The organism is Tateyamaria pelophila (assembly GCF_019966495.1).
GTDB classification, from domain to species: domain Bacteria; phylum Pseudomonadota; class Alphaproteobacteria; order Rhodobacterales; family Rhodobacteraceae; genus Tateyamaria; species Tateyamaria pelophila.
Map to the genome: position 1 here is coordinate 1 of NZ_JAIMIA010000059.1, position 24,266 is coordinate 24,266.

The following is a 24,266-nucleotide window of genomic DNA, read 5'->3' on the forward strand; positions in this document are numbered from 1 at the left end:
ACATCACGCAATTTCCTGTCGATGATCAAACTGGCATCCGTCAGGCTGTGGATCGAGTTTTATGAGTCCGCTGCCTAGGCATTGATCCGTCCCACAGGGATATCTCCGGCACCCCATTGAAAGCCAGAGCCTCCCCCGGCTTGCAAACGCGGGTCCCGGGGAGGGTGGTACGCTTTTCCGATCTCCCGCTGGGCACCCCTTGGTAAGCCGGACCCTACCGTCTGGACCCGACCCTGATCAGGTTCAGAAGTCTCCCGAAGCCAGTGGCGGCCCGCGAGGACGAAGCCCCTAAAGCTGGCGGTACGCCCTGATCCAACCCGCCGGAACGCGCGCAAGGCCATGGGCGTCTGGTTTTCCAACGACGGCAAGGCGTCAAAGCTTGGTAGCCGGGGCACGCGATCAGACGGGTGATGATGTCGATGTGGCTGCGCATCAGGATCGGAGCGAAGGGCACCAGAAAACCACATCGTCCCAATCGAATGACTGATGCGGCAGCCAAGGCCGCGGATATGTTCGAAAGATCAGCAAACAGGCGGCAATTGCCATGGAAAACCGGATCGCAAGATAGCTATCATCGTTCATCCGGGATGTACGGGCGACGGAAAACGCCGCCGTCTGTCACCTGTCATTTGCTTTCATGCAAAGGCGATGCTGTGCCCAAGCGGCAGGGTTCGGATGCGCTGTCCCGTCAGGGCAAAGACGGCATTGGCCCGCGCGGGGGCGGCGCATGGGGTGCCGGGCTCTCCGATGCCGCGAATATGTGGCGCGTTTTCCAGGATGCGCGTGAGACTGGGCGGAGCCTGATACATACGCATTGGCGGATAATCGTGGTAGTTGGACTGCTCGACCAGACCCTCCCGCAGGAAGATCTTTTCGCCGATGGCGGCACTGAGGCCGAAGTTCACGCCGGAGATCAGTCGCCCATCCAGATTGCGCGGATCAAGCGCCACGCGGGGATCGGTGCCGGAGACCCGACGCGATCACTGATGCCGTTGAAGATCGAAGGGCTTGCGGTGGAGACGTCCCCGGCGACAGACAACCCGTCGCGCACAACAGCACTCTGCCGATCAAACAAATCGCAAATCTATTGGCCTACCAAGACCCGACCGCCATTCATCCTTTCTTGACAAACACCACCGCAGGCGCTGTTAACCCCGCGCTATCGGCCGCCGGTGCATTGCCCGGTGCACAGGTGGTGCACGGCCTGTGTACGGGGTGTGACAGGGCCATCGCCCTTGTTTTTATGGTATTAACGTCCGATATTCGGCAGTGCGGAACAGGTGTTGCGCGCACGGTCCCGCGCCCTCAGCCCAACCGCTCCAAAAGCGCGCGCAAGACGATCCGATCCGCGTCATCCAGCGCTGCTCCACGACTGCGCCACAACGTCGCCTGAGAGGCCAGTATCAACCCGTCAGACAGGACCTTGAGGTGATTGGCACGCAGTGTCTCACCGCTCGACGTGATGTCGGCAATGGCTTCGGCCGTTTCGTTTGCCACGGTGCCTTCGGTCGCGCCCTGACTGTCCACCAGCGCGTAATCCGCAACGCCCGCCTCACGCAGAAACTCGCGCACAAGCCTATGATATTTCGTGGCAATCCTGAGCCGGAACCCATGGCGCGCCCGAAACATCGCAGCCACCGCATCCAGGTCATCTGTCAAATCCACATCGACCCAGCCCTGCGGAACCGCAAGAACAAGATCGGCATTGCCAAAGCCCAGTTCTTCGACAGGTTCGACTTGTTGTTCCCACAGTGGCAGTTTTTCGTGGATCAGATCGGTGCCGGTCACGCCCAGATGGATGCGCCCCGCGGCCAATTCACGTGGAATTTCCCCGGCCGAAAGCAGCACCAAAGTCACGCCTTCGATGCCGTCAACGGCCCCTGCATATTCACGATCCGAACCGGTTCGGCTAAGGGTGACACCGCGTTTGGCGAACCACTCAAAGGTCTTTTCCATCAACCGCCCCTTGGACGGAACACCCAGTTTGACGGTCATGTCGCGACCTCCAGATCAACCATCAGACCGGGGCGCAGCACCCCACCAACCGCCGGAATTTCCTGGCCGTTCCCCAAGCGCCGCGTCAGGGCATCATAGCGCCCACCGCTGGCGATCGCCGGCAGATCCGGACGGGATTCTGCATAGAATCCAAAGACAAAGCCGTCGTAATATTCCATGGACGTACGGCCGAAACTGGTCTCGAACTCCAACGTATCGACATCGACACCGCGTGCGGACAGCGCCTCGATCCGCGCCTCCATCTTCGATACCGCACGTGCAATCGCAGGCAGGTCCACCGCCAGATCGCGCAAATGCTGAACGGCGAAAGGCAGTGTTTCGCGCACGGCCAAAAGCGCATCCAAGCCATCCATTTCGACGGCACTGATAGGCGGTTCGGCCGCATCGGATCGCAGGGCATCGACACGCTCCCTGATCTCTGACGGTCCGCGCAGCCCGATCAAAGGGGCGTGGGACACTGCGGTTCCATCCAGCAGGGCTTGCCGGGTTTCTGGGATGTCGGCGCGGCCTGCAAACCTGTCCAACAAGGTGCGAAACCGGCGCGGCCGCCAGATATGGCGACGTAGAGCAGCCTTGCGACGTTCCGTCGTACGCAAGCCATTCACGGCTGACGTCAGAATGCCAATGTCACCGGTCGCGGCACGTAATCCCAGATGGGCGACCGCCTGTGCAAAGAGCGCGAACACCTCGGCATCCGCCGCCGCAGGGTTGACCCGGTCAAACACCTCATAGCCCACTTGCAAGAATTCGTTGGCCCGGTCCGGGTCGTCCTCCTGGCGTCGAAACACCTCACCTGCATAGGTATAACGCGCAGGTTCGGCCCCATGCGCCATATGCATTTGCACGACGGGCACGGTGAAGTCCGGCCGCAGCATTTGCTCACCGCGCAGCGCGTCGCTGGTCACGTAGGCACGCGCGCGAATATCCTCGCCGTACAGGTCAAGCAACAGTTCGGCGGGTTGCAAGATCGGTGTTTCGACGGCAACAGCCCCTTGCGCCACGAAACCATCACGCAAGGCCATCGCCCTCCGGCGCGTAACAGTCATTGGCCCAGGATCTCACGCACCTTGGCCAGCATCTGGTCGCGTGGCACCTCGTATTGGCTGGGCAGGTCTTTCCACTCTTCGTGGGTGGCAGTTTCGGCGATCTTGGCACCCAGGATCAGATCTTTGATCTGGACCACGCCGCGTTCCTTTTCGTCGCCGCCTTCGATGATGGCAATGGGGCTGCCGCGTTTGTCTGCGTATTTCAGTTGGTTGCCGAAATTCTTGGGATTGCCCAGATACACCTCGGCCCGAATGCCCGCGTTGCGCAATTCAGCCACCATCGCCTGATAGTCCGCCATACGGTCGCGGTCCATGACAGTCACGACGACAGGGCCAGCAGCCTCCGCACCCGAACGTCCCGTGGCGCGCAAGGCCGCCAGCAGGCGATCCACGCCAATGGAAATACCCGTCGCGGGAACCTCTTGCCCGGTAAACCGCCTGACCAGATCGTCATAGCGCCCGCCCCCTGCGACCGAGCCGAAATTGCGGGGCCGTCCTTTTTCGTCGGTGACCTCAAAGGTCAGTTCCGCCTCGTAGACAGGACCGGTGTAGTAGCCAAGGCCACGCACGACAGACGGGTCGATAATGATCCGATCGGGGCCATAACCGCCCGCATCGAGGAGGGCCGCAATCTCTTCCAGTTCGGCGACGCCTTTCTCACCGACGGCCGAACCGGTGACAAGGGACCGCAGTCGCTTCACAGTCCCAGCACCGGTGTCCTGTCTGGCCTCCATGAACCCCATGACGGTATCCGCCTCAGCCTCGCCAAGCCCGGCACCAACGGTAAAATCGCCACTCTCATCCTTGCGTCCGGCCCCGAGCAGGGCGCGGACACCGTCAGGCCCCAAGCGATCCAGCTTGTCGATGGCGCGCAGAACAATGCCACGCTCGACCGCCTTGTCGTCGCCCGAAAGGCCTGCAACCTCCATCACGCCATTCAAGACTTTGCGATTGTTGAGGCGGATCACATAGTCACCCCTCTGAATTCCAACGGCTTCCAATGTATCAGCCAGCATCGCGCAAATCTCGGCGTCCGCCGCCATACTGGCCGTCCCGACGGTATCGGCATCACACTGATAAAACTGGCGGAACCGGCCCGGTCCCGGCTTTTCATTGCGCCAAACCGGGCCCATCGTATAGCGACGATAAGGGTTTGGCAGATCGTTGCGGTGCTGAGCATAAACGCGCGCCAAGGGCGCCGTCATGTCATAGCGCAGAGCCAGCCAGTCGCCGTCCTCTTCCTGCCAGGCAAAGACACCTTCGTTGGGCCGGTCCACGTCAGGCAGGAATTTGCCCAAAGCCTCGACGGTCTCGACCGCACTCGATTCCAGCGCATCAAACCCATAGCGATGATAGACTCCGGCGATCGTCCGCAACATCTCGGCGCGTTCGGTCACGTCCTTGCCGAAATAATCTGCAAATCCCTTGGGCGTCTGGGCCTTGGGACGCGGGGTCTTCTTGGGCTTGGCCATGGTGCCACTCCGTTTGATCTACGCGGGCGGGATAGCCTACGCTGCCTGAGGGGGCAAGGCACACATCAGCCTTGTCAGGCGCAGGGCAAAGGTCCACATGTCGCTCAGGAGACACATATGCAAGAACTCGAAGAACAGATCGCCCACCTCATGCGCACCGTTGACGATTTGTCGGACATCGTCGCCCGCCAGGAAGGCGAAATCGCGATCCTGACCCGCCGGGTACAATTGCTGATGGAACGCGAAGGTGCGCGTGAAGCTCAAGGCGGCGGTGGGATCGTTGTTGGAGATGAACGGCCACCACACTACTGATCTGCCCGCACTTGCCGCACATTCAGGAGCCTCCGGCGGGGATTTTTTTGAACAGAGAAGATAGACCGGGTCCGGCTCTTGATCGCACCGACCAAGAGCCTTCTCCGTTCACGCAGGCTGGCATCCCTGCTGCCTGCGCTACAGCAAAAGATCGCACTAGGGTTAATATCGGGTAACCGAGTCTGATTTCTCTGTTCAAAAAAATCCCCGCCGGAGGCTCCTGCCGCGTCAAGACCCGCAAGTTACGGAGTTTTCAAAGACGCCGCCAAAACCGTCCCCTGATGGAGCAGCATATCCGCCCAGCGCGCATTCTCTGAAAAGTTTTCATAGGCACTGACAAATACGGTTGTTTGTTCAAGTCGTGAGATCCGGCGCCCGCAGGGCTTGGAGCGTGCCACACCGCACACCTGTGCCTTTATCACCTCGTAGGCTTTGTCGGTTGTAGAATAGGGATATTCCTTGGCTGGCAGGCCATAGCGCAACTGCTCATGCATTTCTGGTGTTCCGAAAAGTGCCAAAGCGGCAGTGAACTGGCGCGGGCAATTGTCCTTGAAGCCTTTCACATAAAAGGTGCGTGGTGCCGCGCTGTTGGGCACGGAATCGTAGAGCTTGTATCGCGCACCGCGTCGCGACGCTTGCTCCACCAGCTTTCCAAGGCTTTTGCCATTTGCATCACAGACCCGCGCGATCTGTCCAAATGGCAGGACAGTTCCGAAAGGGACATCGGCCGCATCCGGTCCATTTCGTTTCACTCTGGGCCCAGCAAGGGCACCTTCCGTTTTCTTTGAGGGCGAGTCGCTGCCTTGCGCATCATCCGTTGCAGCATCGCTGCTTGCACCACGAAACAAGCCCGCAAAAATTGGCGTATCGCTGTTCAGTTCTTCTTGGGAGGGAAGAGCGTTAGTTGCGTCATCCACTGGAATGTCTTCCGTCTCGGACATACGCTCAATGCCAGCCAGCGGGTCTCCGCATCCCGCCAGAGCCGCGAAAACTGGCACGATCAGCCAACGCTTGAACATCGCGCTTTCCCCCCTGAGTTGGATCGCATCTAACGTCAAGATCACCGCGTCGTCCAGTCGGGCGGCCAAACTCCGTCTACATATCCTGAACTTCGACGACTCCCGAGAGCGATTTGATTGCGCCCTTTATCTGGGGTGTAACGGGGAAATCGGCGCCCAGATCCATTTCGACCTCTCCGGGCAGGCTATCATCCATCAGGCAGATCGTGATCGGGCCGCGCCCGGCCGTCTTGGCTGCGACCTGCGCGCCGTCCAGCACGAAGGCGACCGACGCCAACGCATCGGGTTGATCCACGAATATGCGCAAACCCATGCCATCGACATCCGCGACCACCGTATCGATTGCAGCCACGGACCGACCCAACAGCTTCAACTGATCGGACTCAATGGTGGCTTCGACGGTGACGATCACCTTGGCCCCGGCCACGAGCAGATCCTGAGATTTTTCGAGACTGTCGGAAAAGAGCGTAACTTCGAACGCGCCTGTCGTGTCCGACATCTGGCAGAAGGCAAAGCGGTTTCCCCGTGCCGATTTGCGAATTTGCAGCCCTGCCACGACGCCGGCCAGCTTGGCCACCAAGGGCTGGCCTTCCGCTTTGGTCCGCACATCGTCCAGCGTGATGATGCCCTTGCGCTTGAGCGGCCCCATGTAGTCATCCAGCGGGTGGCCGGAGAGGTAGAACCCAACAGCCTTGAATTCCTCGCCCAGACGCTCGGCGGGCAACCAGTCTTCTACCGGCAACATCCTTGGTTCCGGCAAATCATCCCCGGCCTCTCCGAACAAGGAGACCTGATTGCTCGATTTCTGTTCGTGAATGGCTGCCGAATAGGCGCTGAGCGCATCGAGGCTGTTGAACACCCGGCGCCGGTTTGGATCAAGCTGGTCAAAGGCACCTGCCCGCGCCAGCATCTCCAGCGGCCGCTTGCCCACACGCTTCAAATCCACCCGGCGCGCTAAATCGAACAACGTCACAAAGGGTTTGTCTGCGCGTCCCGCCACCACCAGTCGCATGGCCTCGACGCCAACATTCTTGAGCGCGCCCAACGCATAGACCAGAGCCCCATCAACAACCTTGAACGTGGCGTCCGAGCGGTTCACGCAGGGCGGCACCCACGGCAATTCCAGCGATTTGCGCACTTCCTCGAAATACACCGCCAACTTGTCGGTCAGGTGGATATCGCAGTTCATGACACCCGCCATAAATTCGACCGGGTGGTTCGCCTTGAGCCACGCGGTTTGGTAGCTGACCACCGCATAGGCCGCCGCGTGGGATTTGTTGAAGCCGTAGTTGGCGAATTTATCGAGCAAGTTCCAGACCTCGATGGCCTTGGCTTCGTCCACCCCGTTTTCAGCGGAACCTTTCAGGAATTTCGGCCGCTCGGCGTCCATCGCTTCCTGAATTTTCTTGCCCATCGCGCGGCGCAACAGATCCGCACCGCCAAGGCTGTACCCGGCCATTTCCTGCGCGATCTGCATCACCTGTTCCTGGTAAACGATGATCCCTTGGGTCTCGTCCAGAATATGATCGACGGTGGGGTGCAGCATCTCGCGCTCGCTCAGCCCGTTCTTGACCTCGCAATATTTTGGAATGTTCTCCATCGGACCGGGCCGGTAAAGCGCCACAAGTGCGACGATATCCTCGATGCAGGTGGGTTTCATCCGCTTGAGGGCATCCATCATGCCCGAGCTTTCCACCTGAAACACGGCCACTGTCTTGGCGGCGGAATAGAGTTTGTAGCTCGCCTCGTCATCCAGCGGAATGCCACCGATATCGTTCTCCATTCCGTCAGCGGGTTGGTAGAGTTCGGTGCCATCGGCGGCAATATGCAGCGGACGCCCAGCGCGCAAGATCTGATCCACCGCGTTCTGGATCACCGTCAGCGTTTTCAGGCCCAGAAAGTCGAACTTCACCAATCCGGCCTGCTCGACCCATTTCATATTGAACTGGGTCGCAGGCATATCCGAGCGCGGATCCTGATAGAGCGGCACAAGCGCATCCAATGGCCTGTCACCGATCACCACGCCTGCGGCGTGGGTCGAGGCATTGCGCAGCAATCCTTCAACCTGTTGCCCGTAATCCAACAGGCGTTTCACCACCTCTTCGTTGCGGGCCTCTTCGCGCAGGCGTGGCTCATCCGTCAGTGCCTTTTCGATCGATACGGGCTTGACCCCTTCGACCGGGATCAGCTTGGACAAACGATCAACCTGACCGTAAGGCATCTGCAACACGCGTCCGATGTCGCGCACCGCCGCCTTCGAGAGCAAGGCCCCGAAGGTAATGATCTGGCCCACCTTGTCGCGCCCGTATTTGTCCTGGACATAGCGGATGACCTCTTCGCGCCGATCCATGCAAAAGTCGATGTCGAAGTCGGGCATACTGACCCGTTCGGGGTTCAGGAACCGTTCGAACAGCAACGCATAGCGCAGCGGATCAAGGTCGGTCACCGTGAGGGCATAGGCCACAAGCGAGCCCGCACCCGAACCGCGTCCCGGACCAACGGGGATGTTCTGGTCCTTGGCCCATTTGATGAAGTCGGCAACGATCAGGAAATATCCCGGAAAGCCCATGCCCTCGATGATGTCCAACTCGAAATCCAGGCGCTTTTGGTACTCCTCGACGCTCGCGGCGTGGGGAATTACCTTGAGGCGCTCGACCAATCCCTCATTGGCCTGACGGCGCAATTCCTGCACCTCATCATCGGCAAATTTGGGCAGGATCGGATCACGACGGTAGGCCATAAAGGCGCAGCGGCGCGCGATCTCGATGGTATTTTCGATGGCTTCGGGCAAATCGGCAAACAGGGCCACCATTTCGGCCTGCGATTTGAAATAGTGTTGCGCGGTCAGGCGGCGGCGTGGCTCTTGCTGGTCGACATAGGCCCCGTCCGCGATACAGATCAGCGCGTCATGGCTTTCGTACATGTCCGGATGCGGGAAATAGACGTCATTGGTGGCGACCAGAGGCAAATCCATCGCATAGGCCATTTCGACAAAACCGCGCTCGGTCTGCCGCTCGGCCTCAGGCTGGCCGCCTTCGCCGGGATGGCGTTGTAACTCGACATAAAGGCGGTCGGAATATGCGGCGGCCATTTGCTCAAGCAAAGCCTGCGCGGCCGGGCGCTGCGCGCTTTGCAACAGCTTGCCCAGTGGTCCCTCGGGCCCGCCGGTCAAACAGATCACGTCATCGGCGTGACGCGCCAAGTCCTCCATCGTGACATGTGGCAACTCGGAGCCTTCGCGCAGGTAGAGGCACGAATTCAGCTTCATCAGGTTTTCGTACCCGGTCTCGGACTGCGCCAGCAACACGACGGGTGCGGGATCCTTTGGTCGCTCGCCGGGACGGGCCGCCAAATACTGCAAATCCACCTGACAGCCGATGATCGGCTGCACCCCTGCCCCGGCCATGCCAACAGAAAACTCCAACGCCGCAAACATATTGTTGGTGTCGGTCAGCGCGATGGCGGGCATACCCGCCTTCCGCACCAGATCGGGCAGCTTCTTGAGGCGCATGGCCCCTTCCAGCAGCGAATATTCGGAATGGGTGCGCAGGTGAATGAATCGGGGAGTATCTGTCATGAGAACAAGACTAGGCGTAGCCAGCCCCCATATCCAGTGGCACCGCAAAGTTATACACACCAAATCGGCGTTTCTGCCAAAGGCCCAAAAACGCCGCAAATACGCGCAGTGCGAACCCGTTTGGCGAACCAAAACCACCAAAACATGCGCAGCCTATTGCCGTGAGGGCCATCGCGCCGCTACTAACGGTCAAGGCTCCGCAGCGAGCCAGGGGGAACGAACAAAAATGACCGCGCCATTGCTTCAATTATCCGGTGTGACCAAGGCCTATCCGGGCGTGGTTGCGAACGACTCTGTCAGCCTGTCGATTGGCCTTGGTGAAATACACGCCCTTCTGGGTGAAAACGGTGCGGGCAAGTCCACGCTGGTCAAGATGATCTATGGGCTTGTGAAGCCAGACGCCGGTACCATGCAGATGTTTGGCAAAGCTTTTGCACCAACCGATCCGCGCACGGCGCGCGCGGCGGGTGTCGGCATGGTGTTTCAGCATTTCTCCCTCTTTGATGCGCTGACGGTCGCTGAAAACATTGCGCTCGGCATGGAAACCCCACCGCCCATGCGGACCTTGGCCGCGCGTATCCGCGACGTTTCGGAGACCTATGGCCTGCCGTTGTCCCCGGACCGCATCGTCGGAGACCTTTCCGCAGGAGAGCGGCAACGGGTCGAGATCATTCGCTGTCTTTTGCAGGATCCCAAGTTGCTGATCATGGACGAACCGACCTCTGTGCTGACCCCGCAAGAGGTCGAGATCCTGTTTGAAACCCTGCGCAAGCTGAGCGCAGAAGGCACTGCGATCCTGTATATCTCGCACAAGCTTGAGGAAATCCGCGCGCTGTGTGATGCGGCCACGATCCTGCGCGGCGGCAAAGTTGTGGGCACCTGCGTGCCGCGCGACACCTCGGCGCGGGACATGGCCGAACTGATGGTCGGCAGTACGCTGGCCACGCCCAAAAGCGCGGCTCATGTGACGGGCGCTGTCGTTTTGTCCGTCACGGCGCTGTCGGCGGCGTCCCCTTCGGCATTTGGGATGGCGCTCAAGGACATCTCGTTCCAGGTACAGTCCGGAGAGGTTCTGGGCATCGGCGGCGTCGCGGGCAACGGACAGGACGAATTGCTGGCCGTATTGTCCGGTGAATTGCCATGCAAAGCCGGAATGGTCCGGTTTCAGGATCACGACATGGCAGGCATCGGGCCGGAGGCCCGTCGCGGTTTCGGCGTTCTGGCCGCCCCTGAAGAGCGTTTGGGCCATGCCGCGGCGCCGAATATGTCACTGATCGAAAATGCGATGCTGACGGGCGCGGCGCGCGAAGGTTTGTCCAAGCGCGGCATGCTCAACTGGCCCAAGACCCGTATTTTCGCCGAACGGATCATCAAGGAATTCGACGTCCGCACGCCTGGGCCGGAAAATGCCGCGCGTTCGTTGTCGGGCGGAAACCTGCAAAAATTCGTGATCGGGCGCGAAGTGTTGCAACGGCCGGAAGTTTTGGTTGTGAACCAGCCCACATGGGGCGTGGACGCCGCCGCCGCCGCTGACATCCGGCAGGCGCTGCTGGATCTGGCCGCCAACGGTGCGGCGCTGATCGTCATCAGCCAGGATCTTGATGAATTGATGGAAATTTCGGACAGATTTGCGGCCTTGAACGAAGGACGCCTGTCTGCCCCGGTCTCGACTCAAGGGCTTGATGTCGAACAGATCGGCCTGATGCTGGGCGGTGCCCACGGAATGGAGGTCGCGCATGTTTGAGACCGACCCTTCGGGGAGGATTTTTCCGGAACAGAGAAGCAGAGGACCGCGCCGATGATCCGGATCGAAGCGCGCCCGCAACCCTCTGCCATGATGGCCTATGCCACACCGGTTCTTGCCGTCTTGCTGACGATGGTTTTTGGCGGTGTGCTTTTTGCCGCGCTCGGCAAGGATCCGTTTCAGGCCATTGCCACGATCTTCTGGGAGCCGGTCTTCGGTGAGTTCTCTTTTTACTACCGCCCGCAATTGCTGGTGAAGGGCGCGCCGCTGGTCTTGATCGCCATCGGTCTGGCGCTTGGGTTCAAGGCCGGCATCTGGAACATTGGGGCCGAGGGGCAATACATCGTCGGCGCAATCTGCGGTGCCGCCATGGGGCTCGCATTCTATCCGACTGAAAGCGTGTTCATCTTTCCGCTGATGGTGCTCGCAGGCGCGGTGGGGGGCTGCATCTGGGCATTGATCCCGGGTGTCCTGAAGGTAAAGTTCGGCACCAACGAGATCCTCGTGAGCCTGATGCTGGTCTATGTGGCCGAACAGCTTTTGGCATCCATGTCTCTGGGATTGTTGAAAAACCCTGAAGGATTCGGCTTTCCGGGATCACGCAATCTGCAACAGTACCCGTCTGCCCATAATGCCGAACTGATCGCCAATACGGGGATGCACTGGGGCGTCGTGGCCGCTCTGATTGCCGTGATCTTTTCCTATATTCTGTTGACGCGGCACCGGCTCGGCTTTGCCATCCGCGTCACAGGAGAGGCGCCGCGCGCCGCGCGCTTTGGCGGCGTGAACCCCAGCCGCCTGATCCTGTTCTGCCTTGGCGTGTCGGGCCTTTTGGCGGGACTTGCCGGTATGTTCGAGGTCGCCGGACCCGCAGGCCAGATCAGCATTGATTTCAATGTCGGCTATGGGTTTACCGCCATCATCGTGGCGTTCCTGGGCCGCCTCAATCCGATCGGGATCGTCTTGGCCGGATTGCTGATGGCGCTCACTTACATCGGCGGCGATATCGCCCAGAGCCAGTTGGGCCTGCCTGCCGCCGCCATTCAGGTCTTTCAGGGGATGCTGCTCTTTTTCCTGTTGGCGCTGGACTTGCTGACCAATTATCGCGTGCGGTTCGGCACGCCGGAGGCTGCGACATGAGACAGGCAATCCCTTACGCAATGGGCGGCGCGATGGGTCTGATGATGCTTGGCATGGTGCATATGACTGTCACCGGACAAAGTGAACTTGGGGTCTGGGCTGCAATCGGGTTTGTCCTTGCCCATGTGGCTGCGGTCCTTGTCATAGTTGTCGTTCCGCTTGCGGCTGCACGCCATATCCCCCAACCGGCCAGATACATCGAACAGATGCACCGCCCGTCCTGGGCGCACCTGCGGCAAATGCTGATCGGTGCAGGTCTGGCTGTGGCACTCACCCACGTCACTCTGCATGGGCTGTTCTGATGGATCTGTCCGCCATCAACCCAATCCTGCTGATCGCGGCCATGATCGCCGCCTCGACCCCCATCCTTCTGGCCGCCATCGGTGAGTTGGTCGTGGAACGCGCGGGCGTTCTGAACCTCGGGGTGGAGGGCATGATGATCACCGGCGCCGTTTGCGGCTTCATCATCGCGGTCAACACCGGGTCCCCCGCCGTTGGCTTTATTGCGGCGGCCCTTGGCGGAGCCGTGCTGAGCCTTTTGTTTGCCTTTCTGACGCAAGTGGCCTTGGCAAACCAGGTGGCCTCGGGCCTCGCGCTCACGCTTTTTGGCCTCGGGCTTTCGGCGCTTTTGGGGCAAAGCTATGTGGGGATCAAACCGCCGCGCATGGGCGACACGCCGCTTGGGCCACTGGCCGATATTCCCGTCATCGGGCCAATCCTCTTTGGCCATGATATCATCGTCTATCTTGGGCTTTTGATCGTGGCAGGCACCTGGGCCACCCTGAAATTCACCCGAGCGGGTCTGATCCTGCGGGCCGTAGGAGAAAACCACGATGCGGCCCACGCGCTGGGGTACAAGGTCAAACGCATCCGCACGCTGGCCATCATGTTCGGGGGAGCCTGTGCAGGCCTCGGCGGGGCCTATATCAGCCTGATCCGCGTCCCCCAGTGGACCGAGGGCATGACGGCGGGCGTGGGTTGGATTGCACTCGCACTGGTTGTCTTCGCTTCCTGGAAGCCGTGGCGGGTTCTGTTGGGTGCCTATCTTTTTGGCGGAATCACCCAGTTACAGTTGAACCTGCAAGGTGCAGGCGTTGCCATTCCGGTCGAGTATTTGGCAATGTCGCCCTACATCGTGACAATCATCGTTCTGGTGATTCTGTCCGCAGACAAATCACGCGCCCCCGGCTCACTGGGGCGCACATTCCATGCTTCGCAATAGAGGCACTGTCCCGTCACAGGGACCAACAACAGGGGAAAAGATTTCTATGAAACTGTCTCATTTACTGGCCACCGCGGCCCTCGCCGTTGGGTTTGCGGGCGCGGCTATCGCGGAAGGTCACGAGAAAACCAAAGTCGGCTTTGTCTTTGTCGGCCCCGTCGGAGATGGCGGCTGGACCTATGAACACAACAAGGGCCGCCTGGCTGTCGAAGAAGAGTTTGGCGATGCGGTCGAAACCGTATTTGTCGAGAACGTGGCCGAAGGCCCGGACAGCGAACGGGTGATGACACAGATGGCGCTGAACGGAGCCGATCTGATCTTTACCACGTCCTTCGGCTTCATGGACCCGACCATCAACATCGCGGCCAAGTTCCCGGACGTCAAATTTGAGCATGCGACGGGCTACAAACGTGCCGACAACGTATCGACCTACTCGGCGCGCTTCTATGAAGGCCGCGCGATTCAGGGCCACATCGCGGGCAAGATGACTGAATCCAACATCGTCGGCTATATCGGGTCCTTCCCGATTCCCGAAGTGATCCGGGGCATCAACTCGGCCTATATCCATGCAGCCAAGGTGAACCCTGACGTCGAGTTCAAAGTGATCTGGGTCTATACGTGGTTTGACCCGGCCAAAGAAGCAGACGCCGCCAAGGTCCTGATTGAACAAGGTGCCGACGTCATCTTGCAGCACACGGACTCCACAGCGCCGCAAGCCGCCGCTCAGGAAGCCGGAAACGTGGTAACCTTTGGTCAAGCCTCGGACATGATCCAGTATGCGCCCTTCCCGCGCGTTTCGTCGATCATCGACGACTGGGCCCCCTACTACATTGCGCGTACCAAGGCCGTCATGGATGGCACATGGGTCAGCACGGACACATGGGACGGCATCGGCCCAGGTATGGTTGGCATCGGCGAAATCACAGACGCCGTACCTGCGGACGTCAAAGCCGAAGCGCTGGCCATGAAAGCCGCGATTGCCGATGGCTCCTACCATCCCTTCACCGGCCCCCTGAACAAACAGGACGGTTCGGCCTGGTTGGCAGAGGGCGAAACTGCGGATGACGGCACGTTGGCTGGCATGAACTTTTATGTCGAAGGCATCGAGGGCGACATTCCGCAGTAAGCGAATGCACTTGGCAAAACGAAGAAAGCCCCGCCATGTGCGGGGCTTTTTTGTGCCTGATGGGGACAGGGATGTGAGGGCAGTTCCGGGTTTGAATTTCTTGTGTGGCCCAAACCGGCAAAACTCAAACCCATGACACGGCGCATCTGCCTCAACAAAAAGCCTTTTTCGATACTCTAGTGTCGGACTGTCAGGTCATCTCTGGAATCATTGACCTTGTTTTTCACCTTTCCGCCAGAAACGTGCCGGAATGGGCCGGGTTGATACACACTCCCGGATCGACGATATATGAATGACCGTTTCAAAAAAGGCGCAACCATGTCCTCCGAAGTGCAACGGAAGTTGACGACGATCCTTGCGGCGGACGCTGAGGGATACAGTCGCGTGATGCAGGCTGACGAGGTCCGTGCGCTTGGCTCATTACAGGCCGCCCGAAGTGTCTTTTCCAAATTCATTCAACGCCACCATGGCCGTATCGCAAACACAGCAGGCGATGGGTTGATTGCAGAGTTCCCATCCGTTGTCGAAGCCGTCCAGTGCGCTATCGAAGTGCAGCAGGAGCTTAGCAGTAAACGCAATGACCCGGGGGGCGCATTGCACTTTAGGATAGGCATTCATCTGGGCGACGTCATGGTCGACGGAGATGATCTTTTGGGTGAGGGTGTCAACCTGGCGGCACGGCTCCAGGCAATGGCCGAACCCGGCGGCATTCTGATTTCTCAGCAGGTTTATGATCAAGTCCATGCAAAGCTAACGGTCGGCTTCGACTATCTGGGCGAAAGGCGTCCAAAGAACTTTTCCGAAGACATATCAGTTTACGGTATTTCCAATGGCAAGAGAAATCGACGCTCTGGAAAAGGCAAACAAAGTCCGCCCAAAGCGCGGCCACCCCAAAAAGCAGACCCCGAGGCTCAGAATGCAGATAATCTGCGCGAACGTGTCGTTCGCCTCACCGCGTTGGGTGGCGCAGTCTGGGTGGCGCTGGTCGTCATCGATCTTGTTACCGGGCCTCCGTTCTGGGCGCATTTTCCGGGGATCATATTGGCGGCACTTCTGTCTTTGTACGCCGCACCCTTGATAGCGGGGCAGCGTTTCAGCATTCCATTTGCGCGGGGGCTAGCGGTTGCTGGCGGGTTGATATTGGTCAACCTTGTCACTTGGAATGGCTACTTTTGGGCGATGTGGCCTGCGGGTGCGCTCGTTTTCATCGAGATCATGCGCCATCTGGCCGTTTCGAGACGCTGATCCGTCAGAAGCTCAGACCAGCCGTCAAAATCGGCTTCGCCGACCTCACAGAAATGACCTGTAAAAGGCGCAAAGGGTATTGAACCTGCTGCAAACGGACAGACAGCCAACAGACGCACCGATACTCCCCACAAACACTCTTACAAATGCCGATCAAACATTTCCCACACCGGCATCAACCCTTCGACCCTGTTCACCGTGGCCTTGATCAATCCGGTATCACGCCAGTCGTCGGGCATCGGTGCGCTGACCGCCAAGCCCTTGCGTTTCAGTAATGAACCGTGTGGATGGTCAGGGTCATAGGGTTTTGGCACCCTTTTGAGCGGCTCCGGCCCCCATTCGCTGATCTCTGCGGCAACTGAAGAATGAACCTGCGAAAGTGCGTCCTGAAAACCGTCGCCCCAATGGTCGACAAAGGCGCGGTAGCGGGCAAGACTGTCGCCCTGTAACCCCATGACGCCCATCCCCATGATGAAATACTGGCGGCTCAATCCCCAGAACCATGACGGGGCCAACGCATCTTGATCCGCAGGCTGCCACATGACGTGCAAATGGGTGTTCAGGGGCGTTTTGTCTTTGGAAAAGCGCACGTCGCGGTAGATTCGAAAGACTTTGGGATTGTGCGGTTTGTCAGTGATGCGGGCAATATCCTCGGCGACCAGATCGGCAAAGAAACCCGCCGGACCTGCGATCTGATTCTTGTAACGCGCCTTGTGCGGTTCGAACCACGCCTTGCTGTTGTCCCGCTCCAACTCCGCGAAAAAGGCCAGTGCCTCATCCACCATCTGTTCAAATCCGTCCACCACCATCGCCTCCTGATCCCGTAAGGCGGGTTTCAACCCGCCCGATACCGTGCCACTCTAGCGCCATGATCACATTGCACCACCTCAACCGGTCCCGCTCCCATCGCATCCTGTGGCTTTTGGAAGAAGTGGGGGCGGAGTATCAGATCAAACACTATACCCGCGACGCCAAAACCAGTCTGGCGCCACGGGAACTGACGAATATACATCCGCTGGGCAAATCCCCGATGATCGAAATGGATGGGCGTTTGATCACCGAAAGTGGTGCAATTACCGAACTGATCTGCGCCAAATACGCGCCAGAGATGGTGCCGCCACGCGACACCTCCGCCTATGTCACGCATCTGGAGTTGATGCATTTCGCCGAAGGCTCCGCCATGACGCCCATTCTGCTGAACCTCTATGTCTCGCGACTGGGCGAGGCTGGCGCGCCGCTGCATCCCCGGATCACTGAACAGCTCGACGCGCATTACGGATACATGAACGATATCCTGCGCCCCTCCGGACATTTCGTGCTGGATGATCTTTCTGCCGTCGACATCATGCTCAGCTTCCCCGCCGAAATTGCGATGCGGCAGGAGCGGGCCAAGGATTTTCCACGGCTTGCCAAATTCGTCGAGACGATCCACGCCCGACCGGCCTATCAAAGGGCCACCGCACTCGGCGCAGACTGAAACCCACACGGCTCTTGGGGGAACGTCGTGGCGTGTTGGCAGAGGCTAGAATGGTTTTAACCGTTGCACGCGCCCTGCGCGCCGTGGCACCAATTGCCCATGATCACATCACCCAATGGCACCCCGCTCTCACCCCTGACCTATGGCACCATGCAATTTGGCGGCAATGCCGACGCTGACGAAAGTCAGGCCATGTTTGACGCGGCCCGTACGGTCGGCATGACCCATTTCGACACTGCGTTCGTTTATAACGGCGGCGCCTCAGAGACGTTGCTGGGCCGTCTGGTACAGGCCGAACGCGACAGCCTGATCATCGCGACCAAAGCGGCCTATGAGGGTGGATCGACCCGCCAGAACATCCTCACCGGGTTCGAGACATCACGGCAACGCTTGCAGATGGATATGGTCGATATCCTCTACCTGCACCGTTTCGATGACGACACGCCGCTGCAAGAGACCTTCGATGCCCTGGCCACCCTCAAACATGAGGGGAAAATCCGACATATCGGCGTCTCGAACTTTGCCGCATGGCAAGTGATGAAGGCGCAGAGCGTCGCCGCAAATTTCGAAATCCGCATCGACATCGTCCAACCGTTGCACAGCCTCGTGAAACGGCAATCCGAGGTCGAGATCTTTCCGATGTGTGTAGATCAGGGCATGGAAATTGCGCCCTACTCCCCGCTGGGCGGTGGCCTTCTGACCGGGAAATACGCGGCTGGAGAAACCGGTCGCCTGACCGAAGATAAAAACTATGCGGTACGCTATGATGTCGCCTGGATGCGGGAAACGGCCGTCAAGCTGAAAGCGCTTGCCGCCGAACTCGGCACCCATCCGGCAACGCTCGCGGTGGCCTGGGCCATGGCGCATCCCGCCCGCCCCCGGCCCATCGTCTCAGGTCGAACGGCGGCCCAGCTTGAACCTTCGCTGCATGCACTCGATTTCAACATGACCGCCGAGCTTTACGCGCAGATTACGGCGTTGTCCGTCACACCGCCGCCCGCCACGGATCGGATCGAAGAGGCGTGACTGACATAATCGTCATCGGCGGCGGCATCGCCGGCATTTCTGCCGCGGCACGGCTATCCGCCCATGCGCATGTCACACTGATCGAAGCGGAAAGTGCCCTTGGCTATCACGCGTCTGGCCGCTCTGCTGCGCTCTTCGAGGAAAACTACGGCTCGGCTTCCGTCGTCGCTCTCAACCGTGCCAGTGCCGCCTATCACCAGCCATACCTCTCGCCGCGCGGGTTTCTGTTGCTTGGGCGCGCAGGCGAAGATGCAGGTTTCGATACAGACCTGGCCGATCTGGCATCCGTTGAAATCACGCTGGAAGAGGCCCACAACCGTGTGCCCATCCTCAGCGACAGCATAACCCGTGCAGCCTTTCACAGCAGTGCGCAGGACATCGACACGGATCGGATGATCCAGGATTTTGCAAAGACCCTGCGCGCAAACGGCGGTCAGATCATCACCGATGCGCGCGTTTCCCGGATCGAAGCGGGCGACACATGGACAGTGCGGTGCGGCAGCAAACTCTATTCCGCCGATACCCTCGTGAATGCCGCCGGAGCCTGGGCCGATGAGATTGCCGCCATGGCGGGCGTCACGCCCATCGGGATCACACCATGTCGCCGGTCGATTGCGCGGATCCCGGCCCCGGGCGGGCACGATGTCTCTGGCTGGCCGATCTTCTTTGGCGTGGGAGAGACATGGTACGCCAAACCTGACGCTGGAAAATTGCTGATTTCCCCCGCCGACGAGGATCCCGTCGCACCCCACGACGCATGGGCCGACGACATGGTGCTGGCCGAAGGGATCGACCGCTACAGCCAACACGTGACGGAACCCGTCACGCGGGTCGAAACCACTTGGGCCGGTCTGCGCAGCTTTGCCCCCGACCGCACTTTGGTTCTGGGCCCGGACGCTGCCAATCCGCGATTTGTCTGGTGCGCCGGGCAAGGCGGCTACGGCTTTCAGACGGCCCCCGCCGCCAGCCAGCTTGTCGCGGACCTGACGCTGGACCATGCGTCTGACCTTGACCCCGCGACGATCGCGGCTCTTTCCGCGAAACGGTTCTCATGATGTCAAAACTCCCCCCTTCCGCCTCGATTGCAACGGCCTTATCCGGCGACAAGCTCCATGCTCCATCGGCCGAGCGGAACGCAGAGGCATTGACCGACTTGCTGACGCGGATCGCGCCCCCCACAGGTCAGGCGCTCGAGATTGCCAGCGGCACGGGCCAGCACATTACCGGTTTCGCGCGCGCCCTCCCAAACCTGATCTGGACCCCGTCCGAGGTTTCTGCCGAACGGATCGCCAGCATCGCCGCCTATCGATCCGAGGCGCACCTGCCAAACCTGAACACTCCGATCAATCTAGATGCCTGCGCATCCGGCTGGTCACGCGAATCCATGCGCTATGATCTCATCCTGACCGTGAACCTGTTACACCTGATCTCAACACTGGCTGCCAAAACGCTGATTGCCGAGGTCGCGGACGCGCTCACCCCCGGTGGCACGCTGATGCTCTACGGGCCCTTCCTGCGTGACAATCAAACGACGAGCGACGGAGACGCACGGTTTCATGCTGACCTGCAAGCATCAGACCCCGCGATCGGCTACAAGGATCGCGATACTGTACTGGGCTGGGGCCAAAGTGCCCGGTTGATACCGACGCAGTGCATCGACATGCCTGCCAACAATCTCGCCCTGGTTTTCAAATCCCCGTAAGGCGGAGGCATCCTCCGCCCTCATTTACCCGTCTTTGCGGATCTCTTCGTTTTTGGGGTCATAGGGGCTGTCCTGCACGATCTCTGCATCCCACAGTTGATCAAACATTTTCACCTTGAGCCTGGTCCCCGGCACAGCCAGATGCGGTGTCACGTATCCCATGCCGATCGACTTGCCAAAGGTCACCGAATAACCGCCCGACGTCAGCCGCCCCACACGTGTCTCTCCGTGATAGAGAACCTCGCGACCCCATGGGTCGGCGTCGTCCGGTCCGTCAATCAGAAGCGTCACGCATTTGGAACGTACGCCGATGGCTTCCATCGCGGCCTTGCCATGAAACTCTTTCGACAGGTCCACAAAACGCGGCAGGTCCGCCTCCAACGGCGTGGCATCGCGACCCAGTTCGGTTCCAAAGGCGCGATAGGATTTTTCCTGACGCAACCAGTTCTGCGCACGGGCTCCCACCAATTTCATCCCATGCCTTTCACCGGCCCCCACCAGTTGATCCCAAAGGTAGTTCTGCATCTCGATCGGGTGGTGCAGCTCCCAGCCCAACTCGCCCGTATAGGCGACGCGAATGGCACGGACCGGACACATGCCCAGCTCGATATTGCGCATGGTCAACCAGGGAAACCGCTTGTTCGACAGCACGGTCGAAGGATCGCCATCCTTCACGATCTCGTTCAGCACATCCCGCGATTTCGGCCCGGCAATGGCAAACACACCCCACTGGGTCGTCACATCATGGCACTCGATATAGCCAAACTCAGGGGCCTTGTCCTCGATCGCCTTGCGCAAATAATCGCTGTCATAGGCCGTCCAGGCTCCGGCCGAAACAAGGTAGTATTCGTCCTGCGCGATCCGCACGATGGTGTATTCGGTCCGCGTGGTCCCCGCCCCGGTCAGCGCATAGGTCAGGTTGATGCGGCCCACCGATGGCAGCTTGTTGCAGGTGAACCAGTCCAGAAATTGCGTGGCCCCAGGGCCGCGTACAACATGCTTGGTAAAGGCAGTTGCATCGATCAGACCGACGCCTTCACGAATGGCCTTCGCCTCATCGACCGCATATTGCCACCATCCACCACGGCGGAACGACCGGGCATCATGGTCAAAACTCTCTGGCGCATCCAACGGACCGTAATAATTGGGCCGCTCCCACCCGTTCACGAACCCGAACTGCGCGCCCCGTGCAGCTTGCCGATCATAGGCAGGCGACGTGCGCAGAGGGCGGCAGGCAGGGCGCTCCTCATCGGGGTGATGCAGGATATAGACGTGATCGTAGCACTCTTCGTTCTTGCGCGCCGCAAACTCGGTCGTCATCCAGTCGCCATACCGTTTGGGATCCAGCGACGCCATGTCAATCTCGGCCTCCCCCTCAACCATCAACTGCGCGAGGTAGTAGCCCGTGCCGCCCGCTGCCGTGATCCCAAAGGAAAAGCCCTCCGCCAACCACATGTTGCGCAAGCCGGGCGCCGGGCCAACCAGCGGGTTGCCATCCGGCGTGTAACAAATCGGCCCGTTGAAATCGTCCTTGAGCCCGCTCTCTTCACAGGACGGCACCCGGTGGATCATCGCCAAATACTGTTCTTCGATCCGCTCCAGATCAAGCTGGAACAGGTCCGCGCGGAAACTGTCTGGCACGCCGTATTCAAAACGCGCAGGCGCGCCTTTCTCGTAAACGCCCAGGATCCAGCCGCCGCGCTCCTCGCGCACATAAGACTGCGCGTCGGCATCTCGGACCACAGGGTGCTCCACATTGCCGTCTGCCCGAAACTTCACCAGCGCAGGGTCCTGATCCATCACGATAAACTGATGCTCAACCGGGATGGCAGGCATCTTGATGCCCAACATTTTCGCCGTCCGCTGCGCATGGTTGCCCGACGCGGTCACGACATGTTCGGCGGTGATGACGATCTGCTCATCGGACGGGACCAGATTGCCCCCCTGTTCGACCATCTTGGTCGACGTCACCTCCCAGGCTTCACCATTCCAATGAAATGCATCTGCCTGCCACTTGCGTTCGATCATCACACCACGCTGGCGGGCCCCCTTGGCCATCGCCATCGTTACATCAGCGGGGTTAATATACCCGTCTGTCTGGTGATAGAGCGCCCCTTTTAGGTCATCCGTCCGGATCAACGGCCATTTCGCCTTGATCTGATCGGGCGTCATGAACTCATACGGAACACCACAGGTTTCGGCAGTCGACGCATAGAGCATATATTCGTCCATGCGCGCGTCTGTCTGCGCCATCCGCAAATTGCCGACCACGGCAAAGCCCGCGTTCAAACCAGTCTCTTCCTCAAGGGTCTTGTAGAACCTGATCGAATAGTCATGAATATGAGTCGTCGCAAACGACATGTTGAAATAAGGCAGCAAACCCGCCGCATGCCAGGTCGACCCCGAGGTCAGTTCGTCGCGCTCCAGCAACATCACATCGTCCCAGCCTGCCCGGGCCAGATGATACGCGATGGAGGTGCCAACAGCGCCTCCGCCCACAACCAATGCTTTGACCTGCGTTTTCATAGCGCGATTCCCTTAGACGATCATTGAACTTGTTCTAATCATGCAACGGGGTTGCCCACGTCAGGCACCCGACCCGTCGCAGCAAAAAAACGACCTCCCGCAGGATCCGCTTCATCTTGCCGCATAAACTCCGGGGTTTGGGGCAGCGCCCCAAGGCCGCGCGCCAGCGCAAATCAATCGCGTCGCGCATATGCGCGTCCGTTCAACGGCTGAAAATCTTGCCGGGGTTCATGATATTCTGCGGGTCCAGCGCGCCTTTGATCGCTGCCATGAATTCAGTCGTCGCCCCCAGTTCCTTGACCAGATAGGGCATCTTGCCCTGGCCGATCCCATGCTCACCCGTACACGTCCCTTCCGCCGCGATCGCTTCATCGGCGAGCCACGCCACAAAGGTTTCGGCACGCGCCACTTCATCGGCGTCCTCCATATCGATCAAGACCAGGCAGTGGAAATTGCCATCCCCCACATGGCCCACGATCGGCGACAACAGATCAAGCTCCGCCGCCTTGGCCTGCGCCCCGGTAACGGCGTCCGCCAGTCTTGAGATCGGCACACAGACATCCGTCGATATACCTTGTGCGCCCGGGCGCAGTTGCAGCGTCGCCCAGTACAGGTCATGGCGCGCCTGCCAGAGCTTGTTGCGTTCTTCGGTGCTGGTCGTGGCTTCAAAATCCGTGCCCCCCACATCCTCGGCGATAGAGGCAAACATTTCTGTCTGTTCCCGGACGCTCTGATCTGACCCGTGGAATTCCAACAGCAACAAGGGAACCTCCGGCAGGGCCAAGCCCGCATAGGCATTGGCCGCGCGCACATTCAACTCGTCCAGCAACTCGATACGGGCCACCGGAATACCGTATTGGATCGTGGTCATCACGGCACGGCAGGCCGCATCGATGGACGGAAAAGACATCCGCGCCGCACTGATCGCTTCCGGTATACCCTGCAATTTCAAAGTGATTTCCGTGATCAGACCCAAAGTCCCCTCAGAGCCGACCAAAAGCTGAGTCATATTATACCCGGCGGATGTCTTCTTGGCCCGCTGCGCCGTGCGGATGATGCGCCCATCTGCCATCACCGCCTCCAGAGCGATCACATTGTCTTTCATGGTGCCGTACCGGACCGCATTTGTACCGGACGCACGGGTCGAGGCCATGCCACCGAGCGACGCATTGGCACCGGGATCAATTGGAAAGAACAGGCCTCGGTCCCGCAAATGCGTGTTCAACTGTTCCCGCGTGACACCGGGCTGCACGACACAGTCCAGATCTTCGGCATGCACCGCCAGAATGGCATCCATCTGCGTCAGATCAACCGACACACCACCGGCCGGTGCATTCACATGCCCCTCCAGCGATGTCCCTGTTCCAAAGGGGATCACCGGCACCTTGTGCGTCGCGCAGACCTTGACGATCTCCGACACCTCCGCCGTCGAGCGGGGGAAAACCACGGCGTCCGGCGCCTGTGGCCGGATCCACGTCGTCGTGTGCGCGTGCTGGTTCCGCATCGCCTGGCCGGTATGAAGCCGATCGCCAAATTGCTGCTTGAGCACGCCAAGCGCCGTTGCAATGCCGCTTTCATTGCGCGGCAAATCGATGGATTGCACCATAGGTTTCTCC

The 24,266-nt window shown here is 59.7% G+C and carries 20 protein-coding genes; 11 read left to right on the forward strand and 9 right to left on the reverse strand.

Features of this window, described 5'->3' with window-relative positions; translation table 11 throughout:
* Window positions 1-635: 635 nt before the first annotated feature.
* The 4 genes from LC354_RS16700 to hisS all read right to left on the reverse strand — a co-directional run bounded on the left by LC354_RS16700 (window position 636) and on the right by hisS (window position 4,534).
* Complete coding sequence (locus LC354_RS16700) at window positions 636-950, reverse strand: hypothetical protein (RefSeq protein WP_223425902.1); 315 nt, start codon at window positions 948-950, stop codon at window positions 636-638.
* Between the two features lie 355 nt (window positions 951-1,305).
* Complete coding sequence (gene hisG, locus LC354_RS16705) at window positions 1,306-1,995, reverse strand: ATP phosphoribosyltransferase (protein WP_223425910.1); 690 nt, start codon at window positions 1,993-1,995, stop codon at window positions 1,306-1,308.
* Entirely contained in the window at window positions 1,992-3,062 is a 1,071-nt protein-coding gene (locus LC354_RS16710) for an ATP phosphoribosyltransferase regulatory subunit (protein ID WP_263289435.1), read from the reverse strand. The genes hisG and LC354_RS16710 overlap by 4 nt, the downstream gene beginning before the upstream one ends.
* Window positions 3,059-4,534 carry a histidine--tRNA ligase gene (gene hisS / locus LC354_RS16715; protein ID WP_223425911.1) on the reverse strand — a complete coding sequence of 492 codons (1,476 nt, stop codon included), beginning with the start codon at window positions 4,532-4,534 and terminating at the stop codon, window positions 3,059-3,061. The genes LC354_RS16710 and hisS overlap by 4 nt, the downstream gene beginning before the upstream one ends.
* 117 nt (window positions 4,535-4,651) lie before the next feature.
* On the opposite strand from hisS, the gene LC354_RS16720 reads away from it, so the two are divergent.
* Window positions 4,652-4,846 (forward strand): SlyX family protein, encoded by a 195-nt coding sequence (locus tag LC354_RS16720; RefSeq protein WP_223425913.1) that lies wholly within the window; start codon window positions 4,652-4,654, stop codon window positions 4,844-4,846.
* A 242-nt stretch (window positions 4,847-5,088) separates the two neighbouring features.
* Here LC354_RS16720 and LC354_RS16725 read toward each other — a convergent pair whose 3' ends face one another.
* On the reverse strand, window positions 5,089-5,865 hold the full coding sequence (locus LC354_RS16725) for a hypothetical protein (RefSeq protein ID WP_223425915.1): 777 nt from the start codon (window positions 5,863-5,865) through the stop codon (window positions 5,089-5,091).
* Between the two features lie 76 nt (window positions 5,866-5,941).
* Window positions 5,942-9,442, reverse strand: coding sequence for a DNA polymerase III subunit alpha (gene dnaE / locus LC354_RS16730; protein WP_223425917.1), 3,501 nt, complete (start codon window positions 9,440-9,442; stop codon window positions 5,942-5,944).
* Between the two features lie 226 nt (window positions 9,443-9,668).
* Between dnaE and LC354_RS16735 the strand changes: the two genes are divergently transcribed.
* The 6 genes from LC354_RS16735 (at window position 9,669) to LC354_RS16760 (ending at window position 15,919) form a co-directional block, all read left to right on the forward strand.
* On the forward strand, window positions 9,669-11,186 hold the full coding sequence (locus LC354_RS16735; protein ID WP_223425918.1) for an ABC transporter ATP-binding protein: 1,518 nt from the start codon (window positions 9,669-9,671) through the stop codon (window positions 11,184-11,186).
* 54 nt (window positions 11,187-11,240) lie between these two features.
* A complete protein-coding gene (locus tag LC354_RS16740; RefSeq protein ID WP_223425920.1) occupies window positions 11,241-12,326 on the forward strand; it encodes an ABC transporter permease in 1,086 nt (361 codons plus the stop codon).
* Window positions 12,323-12,628, forward strand: coding sequence for a hypothetical protein (locus LC354_RS16745; protein WP_223425922.1), 306 nt, complete (start codon window positions 12,323-12,325; stop codon window positions 12,626-12,628). The genes LC354_RS16740 and LC354_RS16745 overlap by 4 nt, the downstream gene beginning before the upstream one ends.
* Window positions 12,628-13,548 (forward strand): ABC transporter permease, encoded by a 921-nt coding sequence (locus tag LC354_RS16750; RefSeq protein ID WP_223425923.1) that lies wholly within the window; start codon window positions 12,628-12,630, stop codon window positions 13,546-13,548. Before LC354_RS16745 ends, LC354_RS16750 begins: the two co-directional genes overlap by 1 nt.
* Before the next feature lie 46 nt (window positions 13,549-13,594).
* The gene (locus tag LC354_RS16755; RefSeq protein ID WP_223425925.1) at window positions 13,595-14,674 is read left to right on the forward strand and encodes a BMP family ABC transporter substrate-binding protein; all 1,080 of its coding nucleotides are present in this window, start codon (window positions 13,595-13,597) and stop codon (window positions 14,672-14,674) included.
* Between the two features lie 288 nt (window positions 14,675-14,962).
* On the forward strand, window positions 14,963-15,919 hold the full coding sequence (locus tag LC354_RS16760) for an adenylate/guanylate cyclase domain-containing protein (protein ID WP_223425927.1): 957 nt from the start codon (window positions 14,963-14,965) through the stop codon (window positions 15,917-15,919).
* Window positions 15,920-16,059: 140 nt separating this feature from the next.
* Here the strand turns inward: LC354_RS16760 and LC354_RS16765 are convergent, their stop codons facing one another.
* Window positions 16,060-16,758 (reverse strand): DUF2461 domain-containing protein, encoded by a 699-nt coding sequence (locus LC354_RS16765; protein ID WP_223425929.1) that lies wholly within the window; start codon window positions 16,756-16,758, stop codon window positions 16,060-16,062.
* Between the two features lie 29 nt (window positions 16,759-16,787).
* Here LC354_RS16765 and LC354_RS16770 point away from each other — a divergent pair, with 29 nt between their 5' ends.
* The 4 genes from LC354_RS16770 (at window position 16,788) to LC354_RS16785 (ending at window position 20,124) form a co-directional block, all read left to right on the forward strand.
* Entirely contained in the window at window positions 16,788-17,396 is a 609-nt protein-coding gene (locus tag LC354_RS16770; protein WP_223425931.1) for a glutathione S-transferase family protein, read from the forward strand.
* Between the two features lie 99 nt (window positions 17,397-17,495).
* Window positions 17,496-18,422, forward strand: coding sequence for an aldo/keto reductase (locus tag LC354_RS16775; RefSeq protein WP_223425938.1), 927 nt, complete (start codon window positions 17,496-17,498; stop codon window positions 18,420-18,422).
* The gene (locus LC354_RS16780; protein ID WP_223425940.1) at window positions 18,419-19,477 is read left to right on the forward strand and encodes an NAD(P)/FAD-dependent oxidoreductase; all 1,059 of its coding nucleotides are present in this window, start codon (window positions 18,419-18,421) and stop codon (window positions 19,475-19,477) included. The genes LC354_RS16775 and LC354_RS16780 overlap by 4 nt, the downstream gene beginning before the upstream one ends.
* Complete coding sequence (locus tag LC354_RS16785) at window positions 19,477-20,124, forward strand: DUF938 domain-containing protein (protein ID WP_317849343.1); 648 nt, start codon at window positions 19,477-19,479, stop codon at window positions 20,122-20,124. Before LC354_RS16780 ends, LC354_RS16785 begins: the two co-directional genes overlap by 1 nt.
* 24 nt (window positions 20,125-20,148) lie before the next feature.
* Here the strand turns inward: LC354_RS16785 and LC354_RS16790 are convergent, their stop codons facing one another.
* On the reverse strand, window positions 20,149-22,650 hold the full coding sequence (locus LC354_RS16790) for a GcvT family protein (protein ID WP_223425943.1): 2,502 nt from the start codon (window positions 22,648-22,650) through the stop codon (window positions 20,149-20,151).
* Between the two features lie 202 nt (window positions 22,651-22,852).
* The gene (locus tag LC354_RS16795) at window positions 22,853-24,256 is read right to left on the reverse strand and encodes an FAD-binding oxidoreductase (RefSeq protein WP_223425950.1); all 1,404 of its coding nucleotides are present in this window, start codon (window positions 24,254-24,256) and stop codon (window positions 22,853-22,855) included.
* Window positions 24,257-24,266: the final 10 nt, after the last annotated feature.

Bases quoted from the DNA above. Each gene is read 5' to 3' on its own strand.
- hisG (WP_223425910.1), bottom strand. From the start codon at position 1,995: ATGACCGTCAAACTGGGTGTTCCGTCCAAGGGGCGGTTGATGGAAAAG.
- LC354_RS16710 (WP_263289435.1), bottom strand. From the start codon at position 3,062: ATGACTGTTACGCGCCGGAGGGCGATGGCCTTGCGTGATGGTTTCGTG.
- hisS (WP_223425911.1), bottom strand. From the start codon at position 4,534: ATGGCCAAGCCCAAGAAGACCCCGCGTCCCAAGGCCCAGACGCCCAAG.
- LC354_RS16720 (WP_223425913.1), top strand. From the start codon at position 4,652: ATGCAAGAACTCGAAGAACAGATCGCCCACCTCATGCGCACCGTTGAC.
- LC354_RS16725 (WP_223425915.1), bottom strand. From the start codon at position 5,865: ATGTTCAAGCGTTGGCTGATCGTGCCAGTTTTCGCGGCTCTGGCGGGA.
- dnaE (WP_223425917.1), bottom strand. From the start codon at position 9,442: ATGACAGATACTCCCCGATTCATTCACCTGCGCACCCATTCCGAATAT.
- LC354_RS16735 (WP_223425918.1), top strand. From the start codon at position 9,669: ATGACCGCGCCATTGCTTCAATTATCCGGTGTGACCAAGGCCTATCCG.
- LC354_RS16740 (WP_223425920.1), top strand. From the start codon at position 11,241: ATGATCCGGATCGAAGCGCGCCCGCAACCCTCTGCCATGATGGCCTAT.
- LC354_RS16745 (WP_223425922.1), top strand. From the start codon at position 12,323: ATGAGACAGGCAATCCCTTACGCAATGGGCGGCGCGATGGGTCTGATG.
- LC354_RS16750 (WP_223425923.1), top strand. From the start codon at position 12,628: ATGGATCTGTCCGCCATCAACCCAATCCTGCTGATCGCGGCCATGATC.
- LC354_RS16755 (WP_223425925.1), top strand. From the start codon at position 13,595: ATGAAACTGTCTCATTTACTGGCCACCGCGGCCCTCGCCGTTGGGTTT.
- LC354_RS16760 (WP_223425927.1), top strand. From the start codon at position 14,963: ATGAATGACCGTTTCAAAAAAGGCGCAACCATGTCCTCCGAAGTGCAA.
- LC354_RS16770 (WP_223425931.1), top strand. From the start codon at position 16,788: ATGATCACATTGCACCACCTCAACCGGTCCCGCTCCCATCGCATCCTG.
- LC354_RS16775 (WP_223425938.1), top strand. From the start codon at position 17,496: ATGATCACATCACCCAATGGCACCCCGCTCTCACCCCTGACCTATGGC.
- LC354_RS16785 (WP_317849343.1), top strand. From the start codon at position 19,477: ATGTCAAAACTCCCCCCTTCCGCCTCGATTGCAACGGCCTTATCCGGC.
- LC354_RS16790 (WP_223425943.1), bottom strand. From the start codon at position 22,650: ATGAAAACGCAGGTCAAAGCATTGGTTGTGGGCGGAGGCGCTGTTGGC.
- LC354_RS16795 (WP_223425950.1), bottom strand. From the start codon at position 24,256: ATGGTGCAATCCATCGATTTGCCGCGCAATGAAAGCGGCATTGCAACG.